The organism is Agrobacterium sp. CFBP2214 (genome assembly GCF_030209895.1).
In the GTDB taxonomy this organism is placed as follows: Bacteria; Pseudomonadota; Alphaproteobacteria; order Rhizobiales; family Rhizobiaceae; genus Agrobacterium; species Agrobacterium radiobacter.
In genome coordinates this window covers 936,930-961,813 of sequence record NZ_JARVRC010000001.1, presented here as the reverse complement: position 1 = coordinate 961,813, position 24,884 = coordinate 936,930, and the positions used below count along the sequence as shown (strand labels likewise).

The window sequence follows — 24,884 nt, the reverse complement described above, 5'->3', positions numbered from 1 at the left end:
ACATGACCGAAGAATTGCGCGGCTTTTACCCCGAGATCGAACCTTTCGAGACCGGCATGCTTGATGTCGGCGACGGCCACACGATCTATTGGGAAAGGGTGGGCACACGCGGTGCAAAGCCGGCGGTTTTCCTGCATGGCGGCCCGGGCGGCGGGGTGAACCCGACGCATCGCCGGGTTTTTGATCCGGCACTTTACGACGTCATCCTGTTCGATCAGCGCGGCTGCGGCCGTTCCACGCCGCATGCGGAACTGGAAGCCAACACCACCTGGCATCTGGTCGCCGACATGGAAAAACTGCGCGCACTGTGCGGCTTTGAAAAATGGCTGGTTTTCGGCGGTTCCTGGGGCTCGACGCTGGCGCTCGCTTACGCCGAAACCCATGCCGACCGCGTCAGCGAACTGGTTCTGCGCGGAATCTACACCGTCACCAAGCCGGAGCTGGACTGGTATTACCAGTTCGGTGTTTCCGAAATGTACCCTGATCGCTGGGAAAACTTCATCGCACCAATCCCTGAAGCGGAACGCGGCGCGATGATGCAGGCCTATAATCGTTATCTCACCGGCGCGGACGAAACCAAGAAGCTGGAATGCGCCAGGGCATGGAGCCAGTGGGAAGGCGCGACCATCTCGCTGGTCACCGATCCGGAACGTGTCGAGGATTTCGGCGAGGACAAATATGCCATCGCTTTCGCACGCATCGAGAACCACTTCTTCGTCAACGGCTGCTGGCTGGAGGAAGAGCAATTGCTGCGCAATGCCGGCAAGCTCAGGGATATTCCGGGTGTCATCGTGCATGGCCGTTACGACATGCCCTGCCCGCTGAAATATGCCTGGCAGCTTGCCAAGGCCTGGCCGAAGGCGGATTTCCATATCATCGAGGCGGCCGGACACTCGATGAGCGAGCCCGGCATCCTTGACCAGCTGATCCGCGCAACCGACCGTTTTGCCGGGAAATAGCCAGTCCTTTCAGAGCCTTGGACCGGCCGGATGAGAGAATGATTCACGCGGGCTTTCCAGCGGCTATCATCCGGCAGGTTATGACAGCAGCCCGTTTCAAGGGCAAACCGCCTTTTATTCATGCAGTTTTTCTCATGGACGCTTCACGGAAATGAATTGGCTCGCACCACGCCGATCCGGTATGAAGGGCCATCCCTAATAATTGGCGGTACTCCCATGGCACTCGATAAAACGCTCCCGGCCCAAGAGGGCGGCGATAGCGCGCGCGGTTTTGCTTTCGCGCTTTCCGCATATCTGCTGTGGGGGTTCCTTCCCTTCTACATGAAGGCGGTTGCGCATATTTCGCCGATCGAGGTCATCGTTCACCGCGTCGTCTGGTCGGTGCCGATCGCCGCTGCCGTACTCATAGCGATCGGGCGGACGACGGAAATCAGGGCGGCGCTGAAAAACCCGAAAATGCTTGCCATGGCGAGCCTTACGGCCGCTCTGATCAGCATCAACTGGGGTGTCTATATCTGGGCGATCGGTGCGGGTCGCGCGCTCGATGCGGCTTTGGGTTATTTCATCAATCCGCTGTTCAGCATCTTCCTCGGGGCAGTGCTTCTGAAGGAAAAACTCTATCCGGCGCAGATCGCCGCCATCGTTCTGGTGGCGCTCGCAGTCGCGATCCTCACCTGGCATGCGGGCAGCCTGCCGTGGGTTTCCATTGCGCTCACCGTGTCCTGGGGTTTTTACGCCTTCTTCCGCAAGACGCTGCCCATCGGCGCAACGCAGGGCTTCCTGCTTGAAGTCATGCTGCTGTCCATCCCTGCCGTGCTGGTCATGGCCTGGCTGGGGTTCAGCGGACAGGCGCATTTCATGGGTGGCAATGCGGCCGACACCTGGCTTCTGGCAGCCAGCGGCGTCATCACCGCCGTGCCGCTCATCCTCTATGGCAATGGCGCAAAACTGCTGCGGCTGTCGACCATCGGCATCATGCAATATATCGCACCGACGATGATCTTCCTCATCGCCATCTTCGTCTTCAAGGAACCCTTCGACATGGTGCGGATGGCGGCCTTTGCGATGATCTGGGTCGCGCTGGCGATCTATACAGGCTCAAGCCTGCTGCGGCTCAAGCGGTAATCCGGGCTGCTTCCCTCATTCCTGTGCTCATCACAGGAATGAGAGGTGGGGTCAATAATCCACCAGCAGCTGCGGGTTCGCATCATACCCGAAACGCGGCTTGACGCCGAGAAGGCCTGCCGTCTGGGCGATGATTTCGCGGGTCATGGGGGCTGCTGTCGAGGCCGCCGTGCGCCCACCATTCACGCCGGTCCTCGGAGCATCGATCATCGTCAGCACGACATATTTCGGCTTGTGCATGGGAAAACCGGCCACGAAGGCGTTGAAATTGATATCCTTGGCGTAACGCCCATTGATCACCTTGTCGGCGGTTCCGGTCTTGCCGCCCACGTGAAATCCCTCCACCTGCGCGCCACGGCCAGAGCCCTTGATGCCGTTCCAGTTGAACAGGTAACGCATATCCGCACTGGTCTTGTCTTTGATGACGGTGCTCGCCAGCGATACCGCAGCCTCTTTCGAACGCGGCAGGAAGGTCGGCGAAATCAGGCTTCCGCCATTGATCAGCGCGGCAGCAGCCACCGCCGTCTGCAACGGGGTGGTGGCGACGCCATGGCCGAAGGAGATGGTGACGGAATTGATCTTCTTCCAGTTTCTCGGCTGGGTGGGGGTGGCCACACCGGGCATTTCCGTGTCCATTCTGGTAAGGAGCCCGAGTTTCGTCAGGAACTGCTGATGGCCTTCGACACCGACCTTGTCGGCCACCGCCGCTGTGCCAATATTCGATGAATATTGAAACACCTCCGGAATGGAGAGCGGCCGGTTCCGGCCCTTGAAATCCTTGATGGTGAAGCCGCCCATGCGGATCGGCCGCGACGCATCGACCACCGAATTGAGTGTGATCGCCCCCGCATCCAGCCCCATGGCGAGGGTGAAACTCTTGAAAGTGGAGCCCATTTCGAAGGTGGCGTTGCTCATCCGGTTGAACCAGCCCTTTTCATACTCCCTGTCGATGCTGCCATCGGCAAGGGTGCGGGAAGGTTCGTTCGGATCGTAATCCGGCACGGAGGCCATGGCCAGTACTTCGCCCGTCTCCACATCGAGGATCACCGAACCCGCCGCTTCGGCCTGATACGCGCTTTTCGCCTTCACGACCACTTCGCGGACGATGTTCTGTACCCTGAGATCGATGGAGAGCCGCACCGGCTCCAGCGGCGCGCCGCTGGCAAGACCGACGGCGCGCAGATCGGCCAACCCCTGCTGGTCGAGGTAACGCTCCATGCCGGCAAGCCCCTGATTGTCGACATTGACGTGGCCGATAATATGCGAAGCGGTGGGGCCACCCGGATAAAACCGTCGCTTTTCCGGCCGGAAACCAATGCCCGGTATGCCGAGATTGAGAATATCCGCCTGCTGCCGGGGCGTCAGCTGACGTCGCAGCCATTGGAAGCCGGTATCCGAACGCAATCTGCGGTGCGTTTCACGCCAGTCGATGTTGGGAATGACGGTTGCGAGTTTTTCCACCACCTCGTCTGGATCGACGATCCTGCGCGGATCCGCATAAAGCGAGACCATATTGAGATCTGTCGCCAAAAGCATGCCATTGCGATCGACAATATCCGGCCGGGAAGCGACGGCATTGACGCCGGTGTTGATCCATGCGGTCGCCACCGGTTCGGCAAGGCCATATTGGACGAGACGCGCGGCGACGACACCATAGATGACGACAAAGGCGGCAATCAGGATGCCGAGCCTCATGCGCGCATCGCCCCTGCGACGGGCGGCGGAGCCGAGGATCGCCTCACTGCCCTCTCCGGGACTTCTCCTGATAATGAAATGCGCCCGGCTTTTGAGCCGCACCACAAAAGCAATCATTTCCTGATGACACCCACCCTCATGGCGGCGAAAACGAATTCCGCGACAACCAACGCCCTATTGAGGCTGGCACAAGATCATTCGCGGGGCCATGGAAAGAGCGGGCGGACCGATGCCGCCGTTAAATCTGTATTAATATACATTTAAAATTGTAACGAACCCCCAAGGGGCCGTTAACAATCGTCACGCCTAGAGGCGGGAAATCACCGAGGGATCGCCTTCCGGGTTCTGCTGCGCCAGCGCCCGGTCGATGATAGCGGGCACGATATCCTTCACCTCGTCGATAACGAGCGGGTTGAGAAGGTGGGCGCGGTGGATGAAGCCCTGGTCGCGCATATGCTGCACCAGCTCCAGCATCGGGTTCCAGAAACCGTTGATATTGGCGAAAACCATCGGCTTGGCGTGACGGCCAAGCTGCGCCCAGGTCATGATCTCGACGATCTCTTCCAGGGTGCCGACACCGCCCGGCAGCGTCACGAAGGCATCCGAGCGCTCAAACATCATATGTTTGCGCTCATGCATGTCCTTGGTGATGACAAGCTCGTTCAATTGTCCGAGAGAATGGCGCGTTGCCTCCATATCGACCAGAAATTCCGGTATGATGCCGGTTACTTCGCCGCCATTGGAAAGAACGCCGCTGGCAACCGCGCCCATGATGCCCTTGGTGCCGCCGCCATAAACGAGGCGAATGCCGTTTTCGGCAATGGATTTCCCAAGCGCGCGGCCTGCTTCCATATGGGCCGGATCACGTCCGGGCTGGGAGCCGCAATAAACGCAGATGGATCGAATCGGTGTATTTTTGTCCGTCATGAAGGGAAGGAACTATGTGCGATGCGGCACGTCAAGAAAATTTGGGAAATCCCTTGCAAATATGGCCTTTTGGCCACTCGCCGCTTGTCTGGCGCAAGGTAAGACGCTAGCAATCTCAACTCGTGTGAAAAGCTTGAAATACCCGGAGATTCCAGGATGAAAAACAATAAAGCCGGTTTGCTGGCGCTGATCGTGCTGGGCATTGCGTCCCTGCTCATGATCTTTTTCGTCCTGCCGCGGATTTCCAATGACGGCAAACCGATCGGCGACGCCATCAATGAGGCCGGCAACGCCGTGAAGAACAGCGTTGAAATGGGCAGTGACAAGGCGGGCGACATCCTCTCCGATGCGGCCGAGGAGACGGCCAACATCGCCGATAAGGTGGGACGTCTGGCGGCTTCCGCAACCCAGTCGATCAAGGATCTGACCACTCTTTTCGCCGATAGCAAGGTTCCCTCCGACGCCGACTTCGCAGCGGCACGCAAGAAGGTCGAGACCTCGCTCAAGGAACTGACGAATATCGAAATTCCCGAGTCGCTGGATGAAACGACGTCGCGGCTCATCACCACGGCCCGCACTGCGGCCGAACGCACCACGGCGTTCCTGCGCGGTCTGCCTGACAATGCTGCGGCGGCGGCAGCACAGGTGCGTCGTCTGGCGGGCGTCTTCGCCGGCACCGACGATGGTGCGCCCGAACCGGCAAAGCCGGCCGCGGCACCCGCCGATGCGGCACAGTCTTCTTCCGGCGCGCCGACTTTCGACGTGCTGCGCGTCGAGCCCGATGGTTCGGCCGTGATCGCCGGCAAGGCGCAGCCCGGCGCAAAGCTCGAAATCCTCAGCAACGGCAAGGTGGTCGCCCAGACGACCATTGACGGCACCGGCGATTTCGCTGCCGTTTTCGACAATCCCCTTCCCCCGGGCGATCACGAGCTCGTGCTGCGTTCAACCGACGCCAACGGCAAGGCGACGCAGTCCGAGGAAGTGGCGACCGTTTCCGTGCCTGATGGCAAGGCGGGCGAGCTTCTGGCCATGGTTGCCAAGCCTGGCAAGGCGAGCCGCGTGCTGGCCATGCCGGAGGCAGCACCTCCGGCGCTTCAGCCGCAGGCCGCACCATCGCAACAGCCTGCGGCCACATCTGAGACCAGCGCCAACACCGCCGCCGCGCCGCTCGCCGGTACTACAGCTCCGTCCGCCGCGGCTCCGCTAACGTCGAGCGTTCAGGTCACTGCCGTCGAGTTCGAAGGATCGAAGATTTTCGTCGCGGGTTCCGCGCCCGCGGGTTCGACGGTGCGCGCGCTTGTCGACGACACGGAAATCGGCAAGACCACGACGGAAGCCTCCGGTCATTTTGTCATCGAAGGCGATGTCGATCTTGCCGTCGGCAGCCATATCGTCACCGTCGAGGAACTGAATGCCGACGGCACCGCGAAAGTGCGCGTGCGCGTTCCCTTCGAGCGGCCGCAGACCGATCAGGCAACCGTCGCCATGCAGGCGCCATCCACCTCATCTTCGGCGACCACGACCGCGGCACCGGCTGAAAACCAGAGCACGGCAAGCGACCGCGCCGCTTTCGAAAAGCTGCGCGCCGATGTCGCCAAGGCCTTCGGCATTCTCTCCAATCTCTACAGGGATCAGGCGACGCCGGCGCTCGACCAGGCCATTGCCGGCCGCTCCGCCGTCGTCATCGGCCTGAAATCGCTTTCGGAATTCCGTACAGCGGCCGCGACCGAGCCTGCCTTCACCGCCTTTGCGGGCGATATCACCGCCAAGGCGCGCCAGCTGCTGACATCGGTCGAGGCATGGCCGAACGACGTGGCGGCAATCGGCAAGGGCATCGCTTCGCTCGCAAGCCGGCTCTCCGAACTGCACATCACCGCGCCGCCCGCACCGGCACCGCAGGCCCCTGCTGGCCCGCAGACCTTCGAGCAGGCGCCGCTGGCCGAAAGCCAGAACAGCGTCATCATTCGCCGCGGCGATACGCTGTGGCAGATTTCGCGCCGCGCGTACGGACAGGGCGTGCGTTATACGACCATCTATCTCGCCAACGAGGACCAGATCAAAAACCCCGACCTGATCGAGCCCGGCCAGATTTTCGGCGTGCCAAAGGAAGCCCTGCCGAATGCGGAGGAACTTCACCGCAAGCGGCTGAAGAGCGGTTCCTGAGCATTTGAAGCGTTGCGGTGAACCCGTGACGACCCTATCTGTGACACGCGCGGCGGCTTGACCAGAGCCGCCGTCCTGCTGTCGGCTTCCGGCAGTGACCGGAGAGAATGATGGCCACGACCAAAAAAACAATTTCGGCGGATTCCAGCAATCCGACCCAGACGCTGATCAATCTCTGGCCCTATATGTGGCCGGAGGGTCGGTGGGACCTGAAGATGCGGGTGGTCTGGGCGACCGTATTCCTCATCGTCGCCAAGCTGGTGCTGATCGCCGTTCCCTATTTCTTCAAATGGGCAACGGATGCGCTGAATGGCAAGCTCGATATGGCAGGACTGGTCCCGGCCTTCCTGCTCGGCGCCGTCGCACTTGTTATCGCCTACAATCTGACGCGGCTGATCCAGGTCGGGCTCAACCAGCTGCGCGATTCCCTCTTTGCGAGCGTCGGCCAGCATGCGGTGCGCCAGCTCGCCTACAGAACCTTCGTGCACATGCACCGGCTTTCTTTGCGTTTCCATCTGGAGCGCAAGACCGGCGGGCTTTCGCGGGTTATCGAGCGTGGCACCAAGGGCATTGAAACCATTGTCCGTTTCACCATCCTCAACACAGCGCCGACCTTCATCGAATTCCTGCTGACGGCGATCATCTTCTGGGCTTCCTACGGTTTTTCCTATGTGCTGGTCACGGTCATCACCGTCTGGGCCTATATCTGGTTCACCGTGCGGGCCAGCAACTGGCGTATCGGCATTCGCCGCGCCATGAATGACAGCGACACCGACGCCAACACCAAGGCGATCGACTCGCTCCTGAATTTCGAGACGGTCAAATATTTCGGCAATGAGGAGATGGAGGCGCGACGTTTCGATGTCGCCATGGAGCGCTATGAGAAGTCGGCGATCTCGATCTGGACGTCGCTCGGCTGGCTGAACTTCGGTCAGGGCGTGATCTTCGGCATCGGCTCGACCGTTATGATGGTGATGTCTGCGCTTGCGGTGCAGCGCGGCGAACAGACCATCGGCGATTTCGTCTTCGTCAACGCGCTTCTGCTGCAGCTTTCGGTGCCGCTCAACTTCATCGGTTTCGTCTATCGCGAAATCCGACAGGGCCTGACCGATATCGAGCAGATGTTCGACCTTCTGGAGGTGGAAGCCGAAGTGACCGACAGGCCGGATGCAGAACCGCTCGCGGCCGGCCCAGGTGCCATCTCCTTCCGCGATGTGCACTTCGCCTATGACCCCGAAAGACCGATCCTGAAGGGCGTTTCCTTCGACGTGCCGGCGGGCAAGACGGTGGCGATCGTCGGGCCTTCAGGTGCGGGAAAATCGACGATCTCGCGGCTGCTCTATCGCTTCTACGATATTCAGGAGGGCTCCGTCACCGTCGACGGACAGGACATTCGCGACGTGACGCAGAAGAGCCTGCGCTCGGTGATCGGCATGGTGCCGCAGGATACCGTGCTCTTCAACGACACGCTTGCCTATAACATCCGCTACGGTCGCCCCTCGGCAACCGACGAGGAACTGAGGGCGGCGGCGGATGCGGCGCAGATCAGCGCCTTCATCGGCAAGCTGCCGGAGGGCTACGCGACAATGGTCGGCGAACGGGGCCTGAAGCTTTCCGGCGGTGAAAAGCAGCGCGTGGCGATTGCCCGCACGATCCTTAAAGCCCCGCCGATCCTCATTCTCGACGAGGCTACCTCGGCGCTCGACACCCACACCGAACAGGAAATCCAGAGCGCGCTCGATATCGTCTCGAAGAACCGCACGACGTTGGTTATCGCCCACCGGCTTTCAACCGTCATCGGCGCGGATGAGATCATCGTGCTGAAGGAAGGGCTGATTGCCGAACGCGGCACCCACAGCTCGCTGATGACGCAGAACGGTCTCTATGCCTCGATGTGGAGCCGCCAGCGCGAGGCGATCCGGGCGGAGGAAATGCTGCGCCATGTTCGCGAAACCGACGATCTGGGTGTCATCGACCGCGGCGAACCCGCCCATTGATGGCTATACCCGGGGTAACTGGGCCAACGGACGAACCCCGCCATTGCCGCGCGGGGCGTTTGGCTGTAACCAGCTAGGCAAAATTTGTCGCATTGCCGTGTGGAGCGTGTCGTATCACGACCACATATAGACGCGGCAGACGAAAACCGGAGCAAGGAATCTCATGAATCTGTTCGACACCATTCGCAACACCATCGTACCGATCCACAAGGAAGGTTATGTCTTCGTGGCGGCCTTCTTCGTCGCATCGCTGGTGCTCGGCTGGATCGCCGAACCGCTGTTCTGGGTCGGCCTCGTCCTGACGGCCTGGTGCGCCTATTTCTTCCGCGACCCCGAGCGCGTCACGCCGCAGGATGACGACCTCATCATCAGCCCGGCCGACGGCAAGGTTTCCGCCGTGCAGAGCGTCGTTCCGCCGCTGGAGCTGGAACTCGGCAAGGAGCCGCTGGTGCGCATCTCGGTGTTCATGAACGTGTTCAACTGCCATGTGAATCGCGCGCCGGTACGCGGCCGCATCGTCAATGTCGCCTACCGTCCCGGCCTCTTCCTCAATGCGGAAGTGGACAAGGCCTCGGAAGACAACGAGCGCAACGGCCTCGTCATCGAAACCGCGCATGGCAAGGTCGGCGTGGTGCAGATCGCCGGCATGGTTGCACGCCGCATCGTCTGCTGGGTAAAGCCGAATGAACCGGTTGATGCCGGTGAGCGTTTCGGTCTTATCCGTTTCGGTTCGCGTCTCGATATCTTCCTTCCCGCAGGTTTCGAGCCGCGTGTATCGGTCGGCCAGACGGCGATTGCCGGTGAAACCGTGCTTGCCGAATTCGGCTCGGCCAAGGGTCCGGTCGTCAGCCGCCGCGGCTGACGGAAACAGGAAGGGCATGCGCATGGAAACGCCGATCGCCGAGCCGCAACAGAACGGCAAACCCGAGGGCCGCAGCGACAGCGGCCGTGGACCGCGGCTGAGGGAAATTCCCTTCCGCCTCGTCGTTCCCAATCTCATCACCGTTCTGGCCATCTGTGCGGGCCTGAGCGGCGTGCGTCTCGCCATTGAGGGCCGCTTCGAGCTGGCCGTCGGCATGGTGCTGCTGGCAGCCTTTCTCGACGGCATAGACGGGCGTATCGCCCGCATGATGAAAGCGACGTCGAAATTCGGCGAGCAGATGGATTCTCTGGCCGATATCGTCAATTTCGGTGTCGCCCCTGCCCTCGTGGTCTATGCCTACCTTCTAGATCAGGCGCGTTCCATCGGCTGGATCGCCGCACTCATCTATGTCATCGCCGCCGGCCTGCGTCTGGCGCGTTTCAACGTCATGATCGAGCGGCCGGTAAAGGCGCCATGGCAGAATGAATTTTTCGTGGGCGTGCCGGCCCCGATGGGCGCCATGCTGGTGCTTCTGCCTGTCTATCTCGGCTTCCTCGGCGTCGAGCCGGATAAGCCTTTCGCCTATGTCGCTGCCGCCTATACGGTCCTGATCGGTTATCTCCTCATCAGCCGCCTGCCGGTCTGGTCGGGAAAATCGGGCACCAGCCGCATCCGCCGCGATCTGGTGCTGCCGATGATCCTCGTCGTCGTGCTCTATGTGGCGATGCTGATGAGCTTCACCTGGGAAGTTCTGGTTCTGACCGTCGCCGCCTATCTCGTCTTCATTCCCATCAGCGCCCGCCTCTGGCACCGCCGCTACGGCACGCTGACAATCGAGGAAGACGCGCATGACGACGCGAACGGCGGCAACGGCCTCGATCGCGGCATTTAAAACCGCAGGTTTATTTTTTCTCGCTACAAGCCGGCGCAGGGTGTGACGCAAAATGTCGCAGCCTGAAAAGCCGGCTTCGTTTTTTTCGCCTCGAATCCGTCAAGATTAGCCGCGAAAGAAGTGGCTCACACGCATCGCAACGGCGATTGGCGTGAATTGTGGAGAGAGAGAAATGACGAACGAGACGAAGGCACAGCCGCAGGCGAAGCCCGACCTCAACAGCCACTACCGCCCGCTCGGACTGAAGGCCGTTGCGGCCGCAGCCCTGATGCTGAAGCGTAAGCCCGCTGCCAAAACCGCCTGAAAATATTCGCTTTTTTGATTTTCCCGGTTTTTGCGGACTACCCGGAAAACGGAGAGTTGCGGACGGAAGATCAACAAGCATGCGGCGCCTTTTCCGGGCGCCGTTTTTGTATATGGCGTTCCGCGAAACTGCGGATCGTCAATCATTTGCAAAATTGGCAGCCTTCTGTAACGAAGCTGAAACGAAAATGTAGTAAAAATCTCGCCTTCCACAAGAAGGCTATACGAACAGCGACGTATAGATTAGTGAATACAAAAGAACTTTTCTATTCCGCATTTTTTTCCACAACAATGAATAAGCCAATTTTCGAATTCGCAGAAATGCGGATGACGAATATTCGGCGTTGGGGGAAGATTGTGAAGACAGGCCAGGGGGGCTTGGGACGGCCATGCAGGATAAAATCCTTCTGATTGAAGATTCCGTTGCTCTTTCCATGCTGCTGAAGACGCGGCTTTCGGAAGAAACGGAAGCCGAGGTTGTTCATTGCGACAGCATGGCCGCGGCCGATGCCCTCATGCAAGCCCATAGTTTCACGCTGGCGCTGACGGGTCTCAATCTGCCCGATGCACCGAAGGGCGAGATTCTCGCACTTTTATCCGAGCGTAAGGTGCCGGCGATCGTTTTCACCGCCACGGTGGATGACGAGGCGCGCAAGCGCTACGCCGAGAAGAAGATCATCGACTATATTGTCAAGGACGGCCATCGCACCGTCGATGCGGTGGTCAGAACGGTCCAGCGGATTTTGAGCAACAAGCTTTTTTCCGTCCTGGTGGTCGATGATGTTCGCACAGCCCGCTCCGGTCTCGTGGAAATTCTCGAGCGGCAGAATTTCAGGGTCAGCGAGGCCCATTCGGGCAAGCAGGCGCTGGAAATACTGTCGCAGGACCCGACGATCCAGCTTGTCATCACCGACTACCATATGCCCGACATGGACGGTTATGAGCTGACGCGCCGCATCCGCGACAGCCGCTCATCCGAAGATTTGCGGGTGATCGGCATATCGTCCTCCACCGACCGGTTGCTTTCGGCAAGCTTCCTGAAGGCGGGCGCCTCGGATTTCGTCTACCGCCCTTTCGTGCCGGAAGAATTGCAGTGCCGCATCGATAACAATATCGAGACGCTGAAGCAGCTTAAACGCCTGCGCGAGCTGGCCGAACGAGACCACCTCACCGGTCTGCCCAATCGCCGCTCCTTCTTCGAGCGCACGCGGGCGCTGATGGATGTCATCAACGGCAATGACGAGAGCGGCGCCGTCGCCATTCTCGACATCGACCATTTCAAGAAGATCAATGACACGCTGGGGCACGATGCCGGCGACAGGGCGTTGAAAAAGCTGGCCGAACTGCTGCATGACATGTGCGATGAACAACGCCATATTCCCGCCCGCCTCGGTGGCGAGGAGTTTGCCGTGTTCCTACGTGGGCTGGATGCGCGAGCCGCCTATCAGTTCTGCGAAGAGCTACGTGGACAGGTGGAAAAGAACGGCCGGCAGCTGAGCGGCAGCAGCCTCGCCCTGACGATTTCGCTCGGCGTCGTGGAGATCGAAAAGGGTGAACCCTTCGACAACCAGCTGAATGCGGCGGACCAGCTGCTCTATCTCGCCAAGGCAAATGGCCGCAACCGCGTCTATTCCGACATCATGATCCAGGAAGGCCTGCAGAAGATCGGCCGGAACAGCTGAGCTTTTCTGAACAAGATAGTCTTGTGTGGGACCGAGCGCGTGCCGCGTAACGACGGCTGACCTCAACTTCCTCGGAAAGCATCTCAAAACAGCGACATCTGCCCGTCATCCTTCGCCGGTTTGATCTTCGCCAGCGGCGCGCTTTCCGGCACCGGCTCGATGAGATCGGCACCGACATTGGCGACCTTGTTGACCTTGTCCGATACCGGGATCATCTCGAAGAAATCATCCTGAACCGGCCGCATCAGGTCGACGATCTCGCGCGGTTCCTGGGTCTTGCAATCCAGCCAGCGGCTGAAATCCTCGGGCGCAATGACAACAGGCATGCGGTCGTGAATACGGCCGATCGCGGCATTGGCGGCGGTGGTGAGGATCGCACCGGTATCGACCTCCGAACCGTCGGCGGAAGACCAGGTTTCCATGAGGCCGGCGAAAGCGACGATGCCGCCACTTTTCGGGCGAATGAAATAGGGTTGCGGTTTGCCGCCCTCCTCCTTCGGCGGGCGTCGCCATTCGTAAAAGCCGGTTGCGGGCACCAGCACGCGGCGATGGCGCATGGCGGCGCGGAAGGAGGCCTTGCCGATGGCGGTTTCCGAACGGGCGTTGATGAGCAGCGGAAAATCCTTCGGGTCCTTTACCCAGCCCGGCATGAAACCCCAGCGGACCAGCACGGCGCGGCGATTGGGCAGGTTGCTGCCGCGCTCCTGCCGCTCCCCCTCCATCACGATCAATATGGGCTGCGTCGGTGCGATGTTGAAACGGGCGGGAAAATCCTCAAGGCCGATCAGATCGAGATAGTCGGCGATCTCCTCGGGTGTCGCCTTCAGCACGAAACGTCCACACATGCTTTTTCCTCAACCCCTTGGTCCGAACAGGATGATGGCGGTGCCGGCAAGGCAGACAGCGCCGCCGGCAATATCCCATTTGTCCGGCGCATGCCCTTCCACGCCCCAGAGCCAGAAAAGCGAAGCAGCGATATAAATCCCGCCATAGGCGGCATAAGCCCTGCCCGCCGCCTCCGTCGGAACCAGCGTCAGAAGCCAGGCGAAAGCGGCCAGCGCCAGCATGCCCGGCAGCAATATCCACCCGGTCTTGCCGAGTTTCAGCCAGGCCCAGAAGGAAAAACAGCCGGCGATTTCGGCAAGAGCCGCCAGGACATAGATAAGATAGACCTTCATTCCACCGTCTTTAGCATGCACAATCGCGACAGTTCCGGACTATAACGCTCACTTCGGAAACCGGAATCGATTTTCCGGACCACGACACTATAGACAGGCCGCAGACGGCCGAAACAAGCGAAACCATTCATGACCCTTCGTATCAAGCCCCGCGCTGCCTCCTCCGCCATCGTCAGGAACGGAGACCGACTGCTTCTCGTGCGCCGTATCAACCCGCCCTCGAAGGACATGTTCGCCTTTCCGGGCGGGCGCGGCGAAGACGGCGAAACGGCAGCCGAGACGGCGCTGCGCGAATTGCACGAGGAAACCGGTATCGTGGCGCGAAGGCCGCAGCTTTTCGCGACCTATGATCTTCCCTCCCGCGACGCTGAAGGCGAGCTGACGAGCCATTATTTCCTCTCCGTCTTCACCGTGGAGACGGATGCCGACCCCGTCGTGACTGTGGGCGACGATGCAGCAGATGCCGGGTGGTACACATTGGCGGAAATCCGCCTTCTGCCTGCGCCCGAAAGTGTGGTCGAATGCGCCGAGCGCCTGCTTGCATGATTGCCAGTCAGCCAGAATCGCTATTATCTAGGACCGATCCGCCCGCCGGATGGTCACGAGCCAACAGTTCACGAGTATGTGTGGGGCAGAATAGAATTTTGATACGGCCAACCATCTTCCTGTCTCTTTTTCTGACCATGCTTGCCATATCAGGGCAGGAAGGCATCGCTTATGCGCAGCCTTCAAAACCGGCTTCCGAGGCACGTCCAGCGGAAGTGACACCGCCCAAGCCCGCTCCTTATGACGACAAGCTGGCACGGCTGTCGGAAATACTGGGCGCGGTGCAATATCTGAGAACCCTGTGCCCCTCTTCCGGACCGGAGGACTGGCGCAGGTCGATGAGCGATCTTCTGGCTGCGGACACGGCCAACGAACCTGAACGACGTCAGCGCATGACGGCTGCATTCAACCGTGGATACCGCTCCTTTGCGGCCATCCACACCAGTTGCACACGCGCCGCCATCATGGCAGAAGAGAACTACCGTAACGAAGGGGCAACACTCGCGCAGGAAATCGCGTCCAGGTTCGGAAATTAGAGGATTGTTAACCTCTTTTCGCCGCAGCCCGTGCCGTTTTGATAAAAGGCTGCTAGTGTTGTTAACAGGGTGGTAAGGACTTGCCCGCCCTGTCGAGGATGAAAAATGCAGACAAGCCGTAACGAAATCGACGATATGATCGTGCATGAAAAGATGCAGGTCGCTCTGGAACACCAGAACGAGGCATGGGCTGACGGCATGGCCGACGGCATCGAGCCGGAGATCATCGCCGATGCCGCCATCGCTCTGGCCATGCGCGAAACCATCCGTATCCATGGCGAGGCCGGCGCTGAAGCAATGCTGGAATCGCTGCGCCAGCGCATGCTTCAGGGCGAATTTTCGCCGCAGCGGGTAATACAGTAAAGCCGGGGTCTATCATGTCTTGCCTGAGCAAGGGCCTTTTGCGCTCTTCCGCCCTGCTGTCCATTCTGCTTGCCCTGACCGCCGGTCCGATTGGCGTGCCGAGCCGCGCCTTTGCCCTTTCCGAGCTGAAGCCGGCGCAGAACACCGAAAGCGAGCCAAAGGCCGAGAGCGAGCAGCCGCAGCAGGCCCAGCCTGCTGAGCCGGACGAGATCGAAGGCGATTCGGAAGGCATTCCCCTGCCCGACCCTTTGGTGGACCGTTCCGCTGGCCAGGCAAACCAGCAATCCGCCAAGCCCGATAACACCCCGGAAATGTCTGTTGTAATCGAGCACGACATTTCCAAGGCGCCGGAACCCGTGCGCAAGCTGCGCCAGCAGATCATCGATGCCGCCGCGTCAGGCGATATCGAAAAGCTGCGACCCTTCATCGCCGCCGGGCAGAACCAGTTCCGCATCGACGGCAATGACAGCGAAGACCCGATTGCAGCGCTGAAAAGCTATTCCGGCGATCCGGACGGGCTGGAAGTGCTGGCGATCATCATCGATCTCCTGTCGACCGGGTATGCCCATATCGATGCCGGCACCCCTGACGAAGCCTATGTTTTCCCCTATTTTGCCGGAAAACCGCTGAATACGCTGACTGCACCGGAAAAGGTGGAGCTTCTGCGAATCATCACGGCGGGCGATCTGGCGGACATGCAGGAATTTGGCAATTACAGCTTCTATCGCGTCGGCATTTCGCCTGACGGCAAGTGGAAGTTCTTCACCGCCGGCGATTGATCGCATCGCAGTGCTTGCCGTTCTCGGGCAAAAATCCTAACTGTGCGGAATGAGCATTCCGGCAAATGCATCTGCATCTTGCCTGCTATCCGCATAGTCTCGACGAACCGAACGGTGACACCATGCCTTCCGCCTTTCTTGCCGACCGCCGCCTGATCCGGGTTTCCGGCACCGGCGCCGAGGAGTTTCTGAACAACCTCATCACCGCAAATATCGAAAATCTGCCGGCAGGCGAGGCCCGGGCCGCGGCACTTCTGACGCCGCAGGGCAAGATCCTGTTCGATTTCCTGATCTGGCGCGATGGCGGGGACTATCTGATCGAAACGGGCGCCGCCGAACAGGACGCATTGCTGCGCCGCCTGACCATGTACAAGCTGCGCGCACCGGTCGACCTCAAAGTCGGGACGGTCGAAGGTGTGAGCGTTTTCTGGACCGAGACTGCACCGGTGGCAGGCGTCAGGGACGGCCGTTTCGCCAAGGCCGGAATCGATCTCTTCAGGCTACCGGGCGCATCGGCCTCGGGCGATGTTGCGGCCTATGATGCGCTGCGCGTTGACCATGGCATTGCCGAATCCGGCCGGGATTATGCGCTGCAGGATGCTTTTCCCCATGATGTTCTGATGGATGTGAATGACGGCGTTTCCTTCAGGAAGGGCTGCTTCGTCGGTCAGGAAGTCGTCTCGCGCATGAAGCACCGCGGTACGGCAAGACGCCGCGTCGTCACCGTTTCGGCCGGAGGCGCGTTGCCCGCCAGCGGGGCGGAGATTACCGCCGACGGAAAACCGGTCGGCACGCTTGGAACCGTTTGCGGCAACAGGGCGCTTGCCATCGTGCGGATCGACCGCATTGCCGACGCGCTTGCTTCGGGCACGCCGCTTCTTGCCGGGACTGTCCCCGTGACCGTGGCCCTGCCGGCCTGGAGCGGCCTTTCCTTCCCGGCGGCCGATCCCGCGGCTCGGGCGGAGGATTAAGAGTGACGCCCGCAAAAAGCCCGCGTGCCTGGCAACGCATGCTGTCCGGCCGGCGGCTCGATCTGCTCGACCCTTCGCCGCTCGATGTGGAAATTGCCGATATCGCCCACGGCCTTGCCCGTGTCGCCCGCTGGAACGGCCAGACGCGCGGCGACCACGCCTTTTCCGTCGCCCAGCATTGCCTCATCGTCGAAACCATCTTCTGCCGCATGTGCACGGGTGCGACGCCTGATGACATGCAGATGGCGCTTCTGCATGACGCGCCGGAATATGTCATCGGCGATATGATCTCGCCGTTCAAATCCGTGGTCGGCGGTGGTTACAAGACCGTGGAAAAACGGCTGGAGGCCGCCGTGCATCTGCGTTTCGGCCTGCCACCACATGCATCGCGCGACTTGAAGGACCGCATCAAGAAGGCCGACACGGTCGCCGCCTTTTTCGAGGCGACGGAGCTTGCCGGTTTTTCCACCGCCGAGGCGCAGAAATTCTTCGGCCTGCCGCGCGGCATTACCCGCGATATGTTCGACATGACGCCCCTGCCCTCCACCGAAGCGCAAAAGCTGTTCATCGAACGTTTCGAAGCGATCGAGGCGCTGCGCGCGGTCAAGACGGGGAGCGCGACATGACGGCCATTGTCGTATCGCCGCTGTCGCGGATCGCGGAGATGGCCGTGAAGCACAAGGCCCGTGAAATGGTGACACTGATCGCCAAAGAGCAGGCCTTTCACCGCCCCGCCGTCATTGCCGCAGACCGGCATCTGACGCTTGCCATGAACGACATCACATTCAAGGGCACCGCTGATCTCATCGCGCCTGATGATGCGCATGTGTTGAGGCTGATCGATTTCGCCCGCGAATGGGACCAGTCCGCGCCGCTGCTCGTCCATTGCTGGATGGGTGTTTCGCGCTCGCCCGCCGCCGCCGTCATCGCAGCGCTCAGCCTTTATCCTGACCAGGATGAAATGGAGCTTGCGCTGCGCCTGCGCGCCGTCTCACCCTATTCCACGCCGAATGCCCGCATCATTGCCATCGGCGACCGTCTGCTCGGACGCGACGGCAGGCTGGTGGCGGCGATCGAAAAAATCGGCAGGGGCGCGGATACGGATGGTAACGTGCCCTTCGTACTGCCGCTTGGCGCCTGAGGCCGTTTTAGCGGAACCCTCACGGCGTCCAGTCGTTACCAACCCTGAACAGCAATAAAAATCACAGGATAATTCATGGAACAACAGGCAACGGATATCATCGTCGCATCGCAGGCGGCGTTGCAGCAGGCGAGCGCGCTTGCGGTGCAATATTCCTTCTCGGTCGTTGGTGCGCTTCTGCTGCTGATCATCGGCTGGCTGGCCGCCACCTTCCTGCAACGCTGGGCCTTTCAGGGCCTGTCGCGCATTCGCGGCTTCGATGCGACGCTTGCCGGCTTCTTCGCGGGCGCCATCCGCTATGTGGTTCTCATTCTCGTGCTGGTCATGGTGCTTGGCCAGTTCGGCGTGCAGACGGCCTCCATTCTCGCCGCCCTTGGCGCCGCCGGTCTGGCCATTGGTCTGGCGCTGCAGGGCACGCTGCAGAATATTGCCGCCGGCATCATGCTTCTGGTGCTGCGCCCCTTCCGGGTCGGTGAATATATCGAGACCGGCACGGTCAGCGGCACGGTGATCGAGATCGGGCTCTTTGCCACCGAACTCAAGACCAGCGATGGGCTCTATCGTCTCGCGCCCAACTCCACCCTCTGGAACGTGCCGATCACCAATTACAGCCGTTTTCCCTCGCGCCGTCACGAACTGAGCCTGACGGTCAAGACTGACGAGGATCTCACGGCCGCGCAGAATATGCTGATGAAAGTCGTGCGCTCGGAGAGCCGGGTTTTGCTGGACCCCGCCCCCGTCACCTTCGTCGATTCGGTCAGCGCCGACAGCGCCACCGTCAAATTGCGCTACTGGGTGCGCAGCGACAGTTATTTCGCGACAACCCGCGACGTGACGAAGGCCATGAAGCTCGCCTTCGACGAGCGCAAGGCGGAAGTGAACGCGCAGCCTGCCTGAGGCCTCGCGCCTCCCCCTCTCTTCAAGCGCGGTGGCTGCAGCAGCCATCGCGCTTTTTCGTTGCGCCACGCTGAAGCACACACTTGCATCCCGCTGACGTGGCCTCTATAGGTCGTTACGTAATGTTATTACGTAACTTACTTTTATGGATATGAGAGGGCCGAAACAATGCAGAAGATACTTACCCGCGTCACCGGCGCTGTCGCACTTGGTTCAATGCTGCTGGCGGCGACCACGGCAATGGCTGCCGGCGGCGACAAATCCGCAGCCCATAGCCACGACCATGGACACGATCACGGCCACCAGATGACCGAGGCTGAAAAGCAGATCTACAAGGGTTATTTCGAGGATGCGCAGGTGAAACCACGCGCGCTTTCCGACTGGGAAGGCGACTGGCAGTCGGTCTATCCTTACCTGCTGAACGGCTCGTTGGACCCCGTCATGGCCGAAAAAGCAGCCCATGGCGACAAGACCGCCGCCGAATACCGCGCCTATTACGACATCGGTTACAAGACCGATGTAAACCGCATCGTCATCAAGAGTGACAGCGTGGCGTTTTATAAGGACGGCAAGCCCGCTGAAGGCACCTATGCCAGCGACGGCCATGAAATCCTGACCTACAAGAAGGGCAATCGCGGTGTCCGCTACATCTTCAAGAAAACCGGCGGCGATGAGGCCGCACCGCAATTCATCCAGTTCAGCGATCACTCCATCGCCCCTGTCAAGGCGGGCCATTACCATCTCTACTGGGGAGCTGACCGCAAGGCGCTGCTGGACGAAGTGACCAATTGGCCGACCTATTATCCCTTCCTGATGGACGGCGGCGATATCGTGAAAGAAATGGCGGCGCATTGAGACCGTAAGTTAGCGGTCTTCCGCAGCATGCGTGAATGACGCGAGCGGTTGCCGCTTGTCACCTTCTCCCCAAGGGGGGAAGGTCGCGGCAGCGGAATGAAGGGGCAAGCTCTCGGCTTATCGCTGGCGGTGCCCCTCATCTACTCCTCCGGGGCATCTTCTCCCCGGCGGGGAGAAGAAAAGCTCACTGCCCCATGGTCGAACGATGCGCCCAGCCGGTCATGCGCTTTTCAAGCCAGGCCATGATCGCATACATGACGATGCCTTCCACCGCGAGCATCAGCAGGCCGGCAAAGACGAGCGGCACATTGAATTGGCTCTGGGCCGAACTCATCATGTTGCCGAGGCCGTAATTGGAAGCGACGGTTTCCGACACGACCGAACCGACAAAAGCGAGCGTGATGGCGATTTTCAGCGAGCCAAAGAAATAGGGCATGGAGCGCGGAATACCGACCTTCAGCATGATGTCCATTTTCTTTGCGCCAAGCGCCCGCAGCACATCTTCCGTTTCCGGCTCTATGGTGGCAAGCCCGGTCGCGACATTCACGACGATGGGAAAGAAGGAAATCAGGAATGCGGTCAACACGGCGGGGACCGTGCCGATGCCGAACCAGATGACGAGGATCGGCACAAGCGCCACTTTCGGGATGGCGTTGAAGCCGATCATCAGCGGATAAAGCCCGGCATAGATGGTTTTCGACCAGCCGATGAACAGACCTATGGCAAGACCGGCGGCCACAGCAATGGCAAAACCCAGTGTCGTCGTATAAAGCGTCTGCAGAGAATTCTTCCAGATCGGCGACCAATATTGCATGATGGCCTGTCCAACCCTTACCGGTGACGGCAGAATGGTGGGCGGCATTTTCAGCGCATGGACGAGCAGTTCCCACAACACGAAAAGCGCCAGCGTATAAAGCCATGGAGCGGCTTTCACCCAGTTGACGCGGGCGATCAGCGGCTTGCGCGACTCGGCCGCAACGGTGCTTTCCACAATCGCGCTCATGCCGCCACCCTCGCCTGGGCGATCTCGCCATGCAGTTCCTGCACCATGTCGTTGAAACCCCTGTCATACATGATATCGAGCTGGCGCGGGCGGGCAAACGGCACGCGGTGTTCCGCGAGCACGCGGCCCGGCCTTGCGCTCATCACGAAAATCTTGTCGGCCAGAAATGTCGCCTCGCGCAGATCATGGGTCACAAGGATGATGGTGACACGCTGTGCGGCGTGCAGGTCGCGGATGACGCACCACAATTCCTCGCGGGTGAAGGCATCGAGCGCGCCGAAAGGCTCGTCCAGCATCAGTAGTTCCGGTTCGTGGATCAAGGCCCGGCAAAGATTGGCGCGCTGCTGCATGCCGCCGGAAAGCTGCCACGGATACTTCGAACCGAAACCCTTCAGGCCGACGATTTCCAGCAGCCGCTCGGCTTTCGCGACATATTCCGCCTTATGGGCGCGCAGGCGTCGGCGATGTCTCTCGACGATTTCCAGCGGCAGCAGGATATTTTCAAGCGTCGTGCGCCAGGGCAGCATCGTCGGGTTCTGAAACGCCATGCCGACAATTGAAACCGGCTCCGTGACCTGCCGCCCGGCAACGATGACATTGCCCTTCTGCGGAATATGCAGCCCGGTCACCAGCTTCATCAGGGTCGACTTGCCGCAGCCGGAGGGACCGACCACGGCGGCGAATTCACCCTTGTCGACCGTCAGGTTCAAACCGGATACGGCCAGCGTGCCGGCGGAGCCGCCGTAACGCATGTCGACACTGTCTATTTCCACGAGATGTGACATTGCTGTTCCCGTTTTAAGTTGCTGATCGGGCGGTTGAACCCCGCAGCGTTGCAGCTTGTTTCTTCTCCCCGCCGGGGAGAAGGTGGCCCGAAGGGTCGGATGAGGGGGCAGCGCCAGCGATAGACCGAGAGCTTGCCCCCTCATCCCGCTGCCGCGACCTTCTCCCCGGCGGGGAGAAGAAGCATGCCGCACCCGCTCACTCCGCCCATTACGGAAGCATGCGCTCTTCCTTGGCCGGCAGGTAGGTCGCGTCGAACACCTGCTCCGCCTTGATGTTGCCCTTCAGGCCGAGGGAGACTTTCAGCGTTTCGACGGAGGCCGCAAGCCGGGCAGGATCGACGCCGCCCATGCCGTTTTCCACCACATAGGGCGTCTTGATATTCATGCTGTTGGCCATGTTGAGGCGTTCAAGCTCGATGGCGCTGTCGAGCGTCTCGTTGCGCTTGAGCACCGCCGCCACGCCCTCTTCGGGGTTCTTGACGGAATCGGCGAAGCCCTTGGCCAATGCTTTCAGAAAGCCCTTTACTGCTTCCGGGTTTTTCTCTGCGAAATCAGTGTTTACCAGCACCGCATTGCCATAAAGATTCAAGCCGTGCTCGGCCATCAGGATGGTCGAGATATCGTCATCGGCGATGCCCTGTTTCTTGAGGTTGAGGATCACCGAAAAGGCAAAGCCGAAAACGGCGTCGACATCGCCCTTAGCGAGCATCGGTTCACGCACCGGAAAACCGATCGATTCGATCTTGATCTTGCTGTCGTCGAGACCCGCCACCTGCTTGAAGGCCGGCCATTGCGCGAAAGCGCCATCCGGCGGCGGCGCGCCGAGCTTCTTGCCTTCCAGCGACTTCGGATCACCGGTGACACCCAGCGACTTGCGGCCGACCACGGCGAAAGTCGGGCGCTCATAGACCATATATACGGCCTTGATCTTCTGGCTCGGATCTTCGTCGAGGAACTTCATCACCGAATTGATATCGCCGAAACCCATCTGATAGGCGCCCGTCGCCACGCGCGGAATGGCTTCCACCGAACCATTGCCGCTGTCGATGGTGACATCCAGGCCCTCAGCCTTGAAGTAACCCTTGTCGAGCGCCAGCAGGAAACCCGCGGCGGGGCCTTCGAACTTCCAGTCGAGCGTGAATTTCACCGGTGTTTCGGCCCGCGCCTCCACAGCCGGCAACGAAAAGCCGGCGGTTACACCGATGGCGGTAATGGCCAGAGCCCGGCTCAACAACCTGCGCGTTAAAATCATCTGTTCCCCCTGATGGTTTTGTTGGATTGGTTGCATAAGACCCAATTCCAACCCTCAAGGCAAGATAAAATTGCATACAAAATAGCCGTTATTTTGTATGCTTATTTTATATGCACAAACAATCACAAGACAGGCAAAAAGCCGGCAATCTGCCCATCGCGAATGCAACGAAGCGAAAGCAGTATCGTTCACCCAGAGAACACAGCGTTCTCATTTGCCGGGGTTGCGGATCAGGGGCAGCGTGCGACAAATAGGGCCAGGAACAGCAGGCGAAACGGCGGGACGGCAAGATGAATTCTGCACTGGGCATACACCACATCACCATGATCACCCGGAAGGTGCAGGCGAATGTGGATTTTTACGCCGGCTTTCTGGGCTTGAGGCTGGCCAAGCGCACGGCCGGCTTCGAAGACGCCATGCAGCTTCACCTGCTTTATGGCGACGACATCGCCTCACCCGGCTCGCTTCTGACATTTCTCGTCTGGGAAGATGGCGGCCAGGGCCGTGTCGGGTACGGCCAGACGCTGGAAATTTCCGTGGCGATCGATCCCGCTGCGATCGGCTTCTGGCTGACGCGGGCGCTGAGATTCGGCATCCGCGCGGAAGGCCCGACTGACGAATTCGGCGCTCCGGTTATCCGGCTGAAAGATCCTGACGGCCTGATCGTCAAGCTGGTCGGCACCCGCGCCTTTGCCGATGCCACGCCACATGTGACCGACGATATTTCCGCAGAAGACGCCATTCGCCGAATCTATGGCGCGACGGTGCTGAGTGAAGTGCCGGAAGAAACCGTAGCGTTTCTGGAGAAACATTTCGGCTACCGGCAGGAAAGCCAGGCGGGCGCGATCCGCCGGCTCATTTCCGACAGCGGCGACATTATCGACGTGCGCGACGCCACCGGCTTCTGGTCCAGCGCGCCGGGCACTGGCACCGTTGATCATATCGCCTTCCGCGCAAAGGATATGGATGAGCTGAACACGGTTCTAACCGGGTTGAAATCGCTGAATTCCAGCACCACCAACGCCCATGACCGGAAATATTTCCACTCGCTCTACGTCCGCGAACCGGGCGGCGTGCTGATCGAAATGGCGACCGATGGGCCGGGCATGATGGTGGACGAACCGCTGAACTCGCTCGGCGAAAAACTGTTCATCCCACCGCTCTTCATGAAGGACGAGGCGGATGTGCGTGTCGCCCTGCCGCAATTCTCGATGCCGGGCGAAGAACGCATCATCTATCGCGACCTGCCCTTCGTGCACCGTTTCTACACGCCCGAGGAAGCTGATGGCAGCACCATCATCCTGCTGCACGGTTCCGGCGGCAGTGAAACGAGCCTGATGCCGCTGGCGCACCGGGCAGCACCGGGCGCCACCCTTCTGGGCGTGCGCGGCCGTAGCACGGAAGAAGAAATCGCCCGCTGGTTCCGCCGTTTCCCCGATTTCAGCTTTGACCAGCAGGATATTGTCACGGAAACAGAAGCCTTTGCCGCCTTCGTGGAGGGAGCAATCCGCGCCTATGGTCTTGATCGCTCGAAACTGCGGTTTATCGGCCATTCCAATGGCGCGAACTTCTACGCTGCCTTTGCCGCGCTCTATCCCGAACTTGCAGGCGACGCCCTGCTCTATCGCCCGATGCCGGTTCTCGAAACATGGCCGCAAACCGATCTTTCCGGCCACAATTTCCTGCTCGTGGCGGGACAACGCGACAAATATCTCGACAAGGCGAGCGAGCTGCAGGGAAAGCTCACGGCGAGCGGTGCAAAGGCCGAGATGGAAACGGTTGAGGACGGGCACGAGCTTGGGCTTACCGATATCGAAGCGGCGCGGCGGTGGCTGGCGGGTGCCTCCTGATTCGAGCGGTACATCGGATCGAGCGGAGGCCACCCATTTCTTCTCCCCGTCGGGGAGAAGAAACAAATGGCATATGCTTACCCCCGCGCCACCCACACCATTCATCAACCGGGCCTTGCATAA

At 60.3% G+C, this 24,884-nt stretch carries 25 protein-coding genes; 18 read left to right on the top strand and 7 right to left on the bottom strand.

The features are described from left to right. Positions 1–2 precede the first annotated feature (2 nt). Both pip and rarD read left to right on the top strand, forming a co-directional pair. Complete coding sequence (gene pip, locus QRN60_RS04770; protein ID WP_107675333.1) at positions 3–959, top strand: prolyl aminopeptidase; 957 nt, start codon at positions 3–5, stop codon at positions 957–959. Positions 960–1,175: 216 nt separating this feature from the next. After that, a complete protein-coding gene (gene rarD, locus QRN60_RS04765) occupies positions 1,176–2,084 on the top strand; it encodes an EamA family transporter RarD (protein ID WP_003502010.1) in 909 nt (302 codons plus the stop codon). A gap of 51 nt (positions 2,085–2,135) precedes the next feature. Here rarD and QRN60_RS04760 read toward each other — a convergent pair whose 3' ends face one another. Together QRN60_RS04760 and QRN60_RS04755 are read right to left on the bottom strand one after the other, a co-directional pair. Continuing rightward, entirely contained in the window at positions 2,136–3,896 is a 1,761-nt protein-coding gene (locus tag QRN60_RS04760) for a peptidoglycan D,D-transpeptidase FtsI family protein (protein WP_035212350.1), read from the bottom strand. Positions 3,897–4,085: 189 nt separating this feature from the next. Continuing rightward, entirely contained in the window at positions 4,086–4,706 is a 621-nt protein-coding gene (locus tag QRN60_RS04755) for an LOG family protein (RefSeq protein WP_003502006.1), read from the bottom strand. A 156-nt stretch (positions 4,707–4,862) separates the two neighbouring features. On the opposite strand from QRN60_RS04755, the gene QRN60_RS04750 reads away from it, so the two are divergent. From QRN60_RS04750 to QRN60_RS04725, 6 genes are all read left to right on the top strand, one after another. Beyond that, positions 4,863–6,869 carry a LysM peptidoglycan-binding domain-containing protein gene (locus QRN60_RS04750; RefSeq protein WP_129564524.1) on the top strand — a complete coding sequence of 669 codons (2,007 nt, stop codon included), beginning with the start codon at positions 4,863–4,865 and terminating at the stop codon, positions 6,867–6,869. A gap of 110 nt (positions 6,870–6,979) precedes the next feature. Next, positions 6,980–8,866, top strand: coding sequence for an ABCB family ABC transporter ATP-binding protein/permease (locus QRN60_RS04745; protein ID WP_060726127.1), 1,887 nt, complete (start codon positions 6,980–6,982; stop codon positions 8,864–8,866). A gap of 163 nt (positions 8,867–9,029) precedes the next feature. After that, the gene (locus QRN60_RS04740) at positions 9,030–9,728 is read left to right on the top strand and encodes a phosphatidylserine decarboxylase (protein ID WP_060724011.1); all 699 of its coding nucleotides are present in this window, start codon (positions 9,030–9,032) and stop codon (positions 9,726–9,728) included. 22 nt (positions 9,729–9,750) lie between these two features. Next, positions 9,751–10,620, top strand: coding sequence for a CDP-diacylglycerol--serine O-phosphatidyltransferase (pssA, locus tag QRN60_RS04735; RefSeq protein ID WP_020009523.1), 870 nt, complete (start codon positions 9,751–9,753; stop codon positions 10,618–10,620). 172 nt (positions 10,621–10,792) lie between these two features. Further along, the gene (locus tag QRN60_RS04730; RefSeq protein WP_003496883.1) at positions 10,793–10,924 is read left to right on the top strand and encodes a hypothetical protein; all 132 of its coding nucleotides are present in this window, start codon (positions 10,793–10,795) and stop codon (positions 10,922–10,924) included. Positions 10,925–11,312: 388 nt separating this feature from the next. Then, positions 11,313–12,605 carry a GGDEF domain-containing response regulator gene (locus QRN60_RS04725; protein ID WP_003501996.1) on the top strand — a complete coding sequence of 431 codons (1,293 nt, stop codon included), beginning with the start codon at positions 11,313–11,315 and terminating at the stop codon, positions 12,603–12,605. A gap of 83 nt (positions 12,606–12,688) precedes the next feature. On the opposite strand, the gene QRN60_RS04720 is transcribed toward QRN60_RS04725, so the two are convergent. After that, positions 12,689–13,450, bottom strand: a complete 762-nt coding sequence (locus tag QRN60_RS04720) for an SOS response-associated peptidase (protein ID WP_065694921.1) — start codon at positions 13,448–13,450, stop codon at positions 12,689–12,691. Positions 13,451–13,459: 9 nt separating this feature from the next. Beyond that, positions 13,460–13,783: a YnfA family protein gene (locus QRN60_RS04715; RefSeq protein ID WP_031234137.1), complete on the bottom strand. Its 324-nt coding sequence runs from the start codon at positions 13,781–13,783 to the stop codon at positions 13,460–13,462. 129 nt (positions 13,784–13,912) lie between these two features. Here QRN60_RS04715 and QRN60_RS04710 point away from each other — a divergent pair, with 129 nt between their 5' ends. The 9 genes from QRN60_RS04710 to QRN60_RS04670 all read left to right on the top strand — a co-directional run bounded on the left by QRN60_RS04710 (position 13,913) and on the right by QRN60_RS04670 (position 19,871). Further along, positions 13,913–14,329: an NUDIX hydrolase gene (locus QRN60_RS04710; RefSeq protein WP_020811564.1), complete on the top strand. Its 417-nt coding sequence runs from the start codon at positions 13,913–13,915 to the stop codon at positions 14,327–14,329. Positions 14,330–14,427: 98 nt separating this feature from the next. After that, positions 14,428–14,865 (top strand): TIGR02301 family protein, encoded by a 438-nt coding sequence (locus QRN60_RS04705; RefSeq protein ID WP_003501989.1) that lies wholly within the window; start codon positions 14,428–14,430, stop codon positions 14,863–14,865. Positions 14,866–14,970: 105 nt separating this feature from the next. Beyond that, positions 14,971–15,228 carry a hypothetical protein gene (locus tag QRN60_RS04700; protein WP_003501987.1) on the top strand — a complete coding sequence of 86 codons (258 nt, stop codon included), beginning with the start codon at positions 14,971–14,973 and terminating at the stop codon, positions 15,226–15,228. Positions 15,229–15,242: 14 nt separating this feature from the next. After that, the gene (locus tag QRN60_RS04695; protein ID WP_003501985.1) at positions 15,243–16,007 is read left to right on the top strand and encodes a hypothetical protein; all 765 of its coding nucleotides are present in this window, start codon (positions 15,243–15,245) and stop codon (positions 16,005–16,007) included. 122 nt (positions 16,008–16,129) lie between these two features. Beyond that, the gene (gene ygfZ / locus QRN60_RS04690; RefSeq protein WP_077998481.1) at positions 16,130–16,978 is read left to right on the top strand and encodes a CAF17-like 4Fe-4S cluster assembly/insertion protein YgfZ; all 849 of its coding nucleotides are present in this window, start codon (positions 16,130–16,132) and stop codon (positions 16,976–16,978) included. 2 nt (positions 16,979–16,980) lie between these two features. Continuing rightward, positions 16,981–17,604: a YfbR-like 5'-deoxynucleotidase gene (locus QRN60_RS04685; RefSeq protein ID WP_162690384.1), complete on the top strand. Its 624-nt coding sequence runs from the start codon at positions 16,981–16,983 to the stop codon at positions 17,602–17,604. Continuing rightward, on the top strand, positions 17,601–18,119 hold the full coding sequence (locus QRN60_RS04680) for a tyrosine phosphatase family protein (RefSeq protein ID WP_113076223.1): 519 nt from the start codon (positions 17,601–17,603) through the stop codon (positions 18,117–18,119). Before QRN60_RS04685 ends, QRN60_RS04680 begins: the two co-directional genes overlap by 4 nt. A 75-nt stretch (positions 18,120–18,194) precedes the next feature. Next, the gene (locus QRN60_RS04675; protein WP_003501978.1) at positions 18,195–19,016 is read left to right on the top strand and encodes a mechanosensitive ion channel family protein; all 822 of its coding nucleotides are present in this window, start codon (positions 18,195–18,197) and stop codon (positions 19,014–19,016) included. A gap of 168 nt (positions 19,017–19,184) precedes the next feature. Further along, positions 19,185–19,871 (top strand): metal-binding protein ZinT, encoded by a 687-nt coding sequence (locus QRN60_RS04670; protein WP_113082636.1) that lies wholly within the window; start codon positions 19,185–19,187, stop codon positions 19,869–19,871. 184 nt (positions 19,872–20,055) lie between these two features. On the opposite strand, the gene QRN60_RS04665 is transcribed toward QRN60_RS04670, so the two are convergent. From QRN60_RS04665 to QRN60_RS04655, 3 genes are all read right to left on the bottom strand, one after another. Then, positions 20,056–20,874 (bottom strand): ABC transporter permease, encoded by an 819-nt coding sequence (locus tag QRN60_RS04665; protein WP_112590376.1) that lies wholly within the window; start codon positions 20,872–20,874, stop codon positions 20,056–20,058. Beyond that, positions 20,871–21,659: an ABC transporter ATP-binding protein gene (locus QRN60_RS04660; protein ID WP_003501967.1), complete on the bottom strand. Its 789-nt coding sequence runs from the start codon at positions 21,657–21,659 to the stop codon at positions 20,871–20,873. Before QRN60_RS04660 ends, QRN60_RS04665 begins: the two co-directional genes overlap by 4 nt. A 208-nt stretch (positions 21,660–21,867) precedes the next feature. Next, positions 21,868–22,911, bottom strand: coding sequence for an ABC transporter substrate-binding protein (locus QRN60_RS04655; protein ID WP_060726121.1), 1,044 nt, complete (start codon positions 22,909–22,911; stop codon positions 21,868–21,870). 290 nt (positions 22,912–23,201) lie between these two features. Here QRN60_RS04655 and QRN60_RS04650 point away from each other — a divergent pair, with 290 nt between their 5' ends. Further along, positions 23,202–24,761 carry a VOC family protein gene (locus QRN60_RS04650; RefSeq protein WP_129564526.1) on the top strand — a complete coding sequence of 520 codons (1,560 nt, stop codon included), beginning with the start codon at positions 23,202–23,204 and terminating at the stop codon, positions 24,759–24,761. The last annotated feature ends 123 nt before the right edge of the window (positions 24,762–24,884 follow it).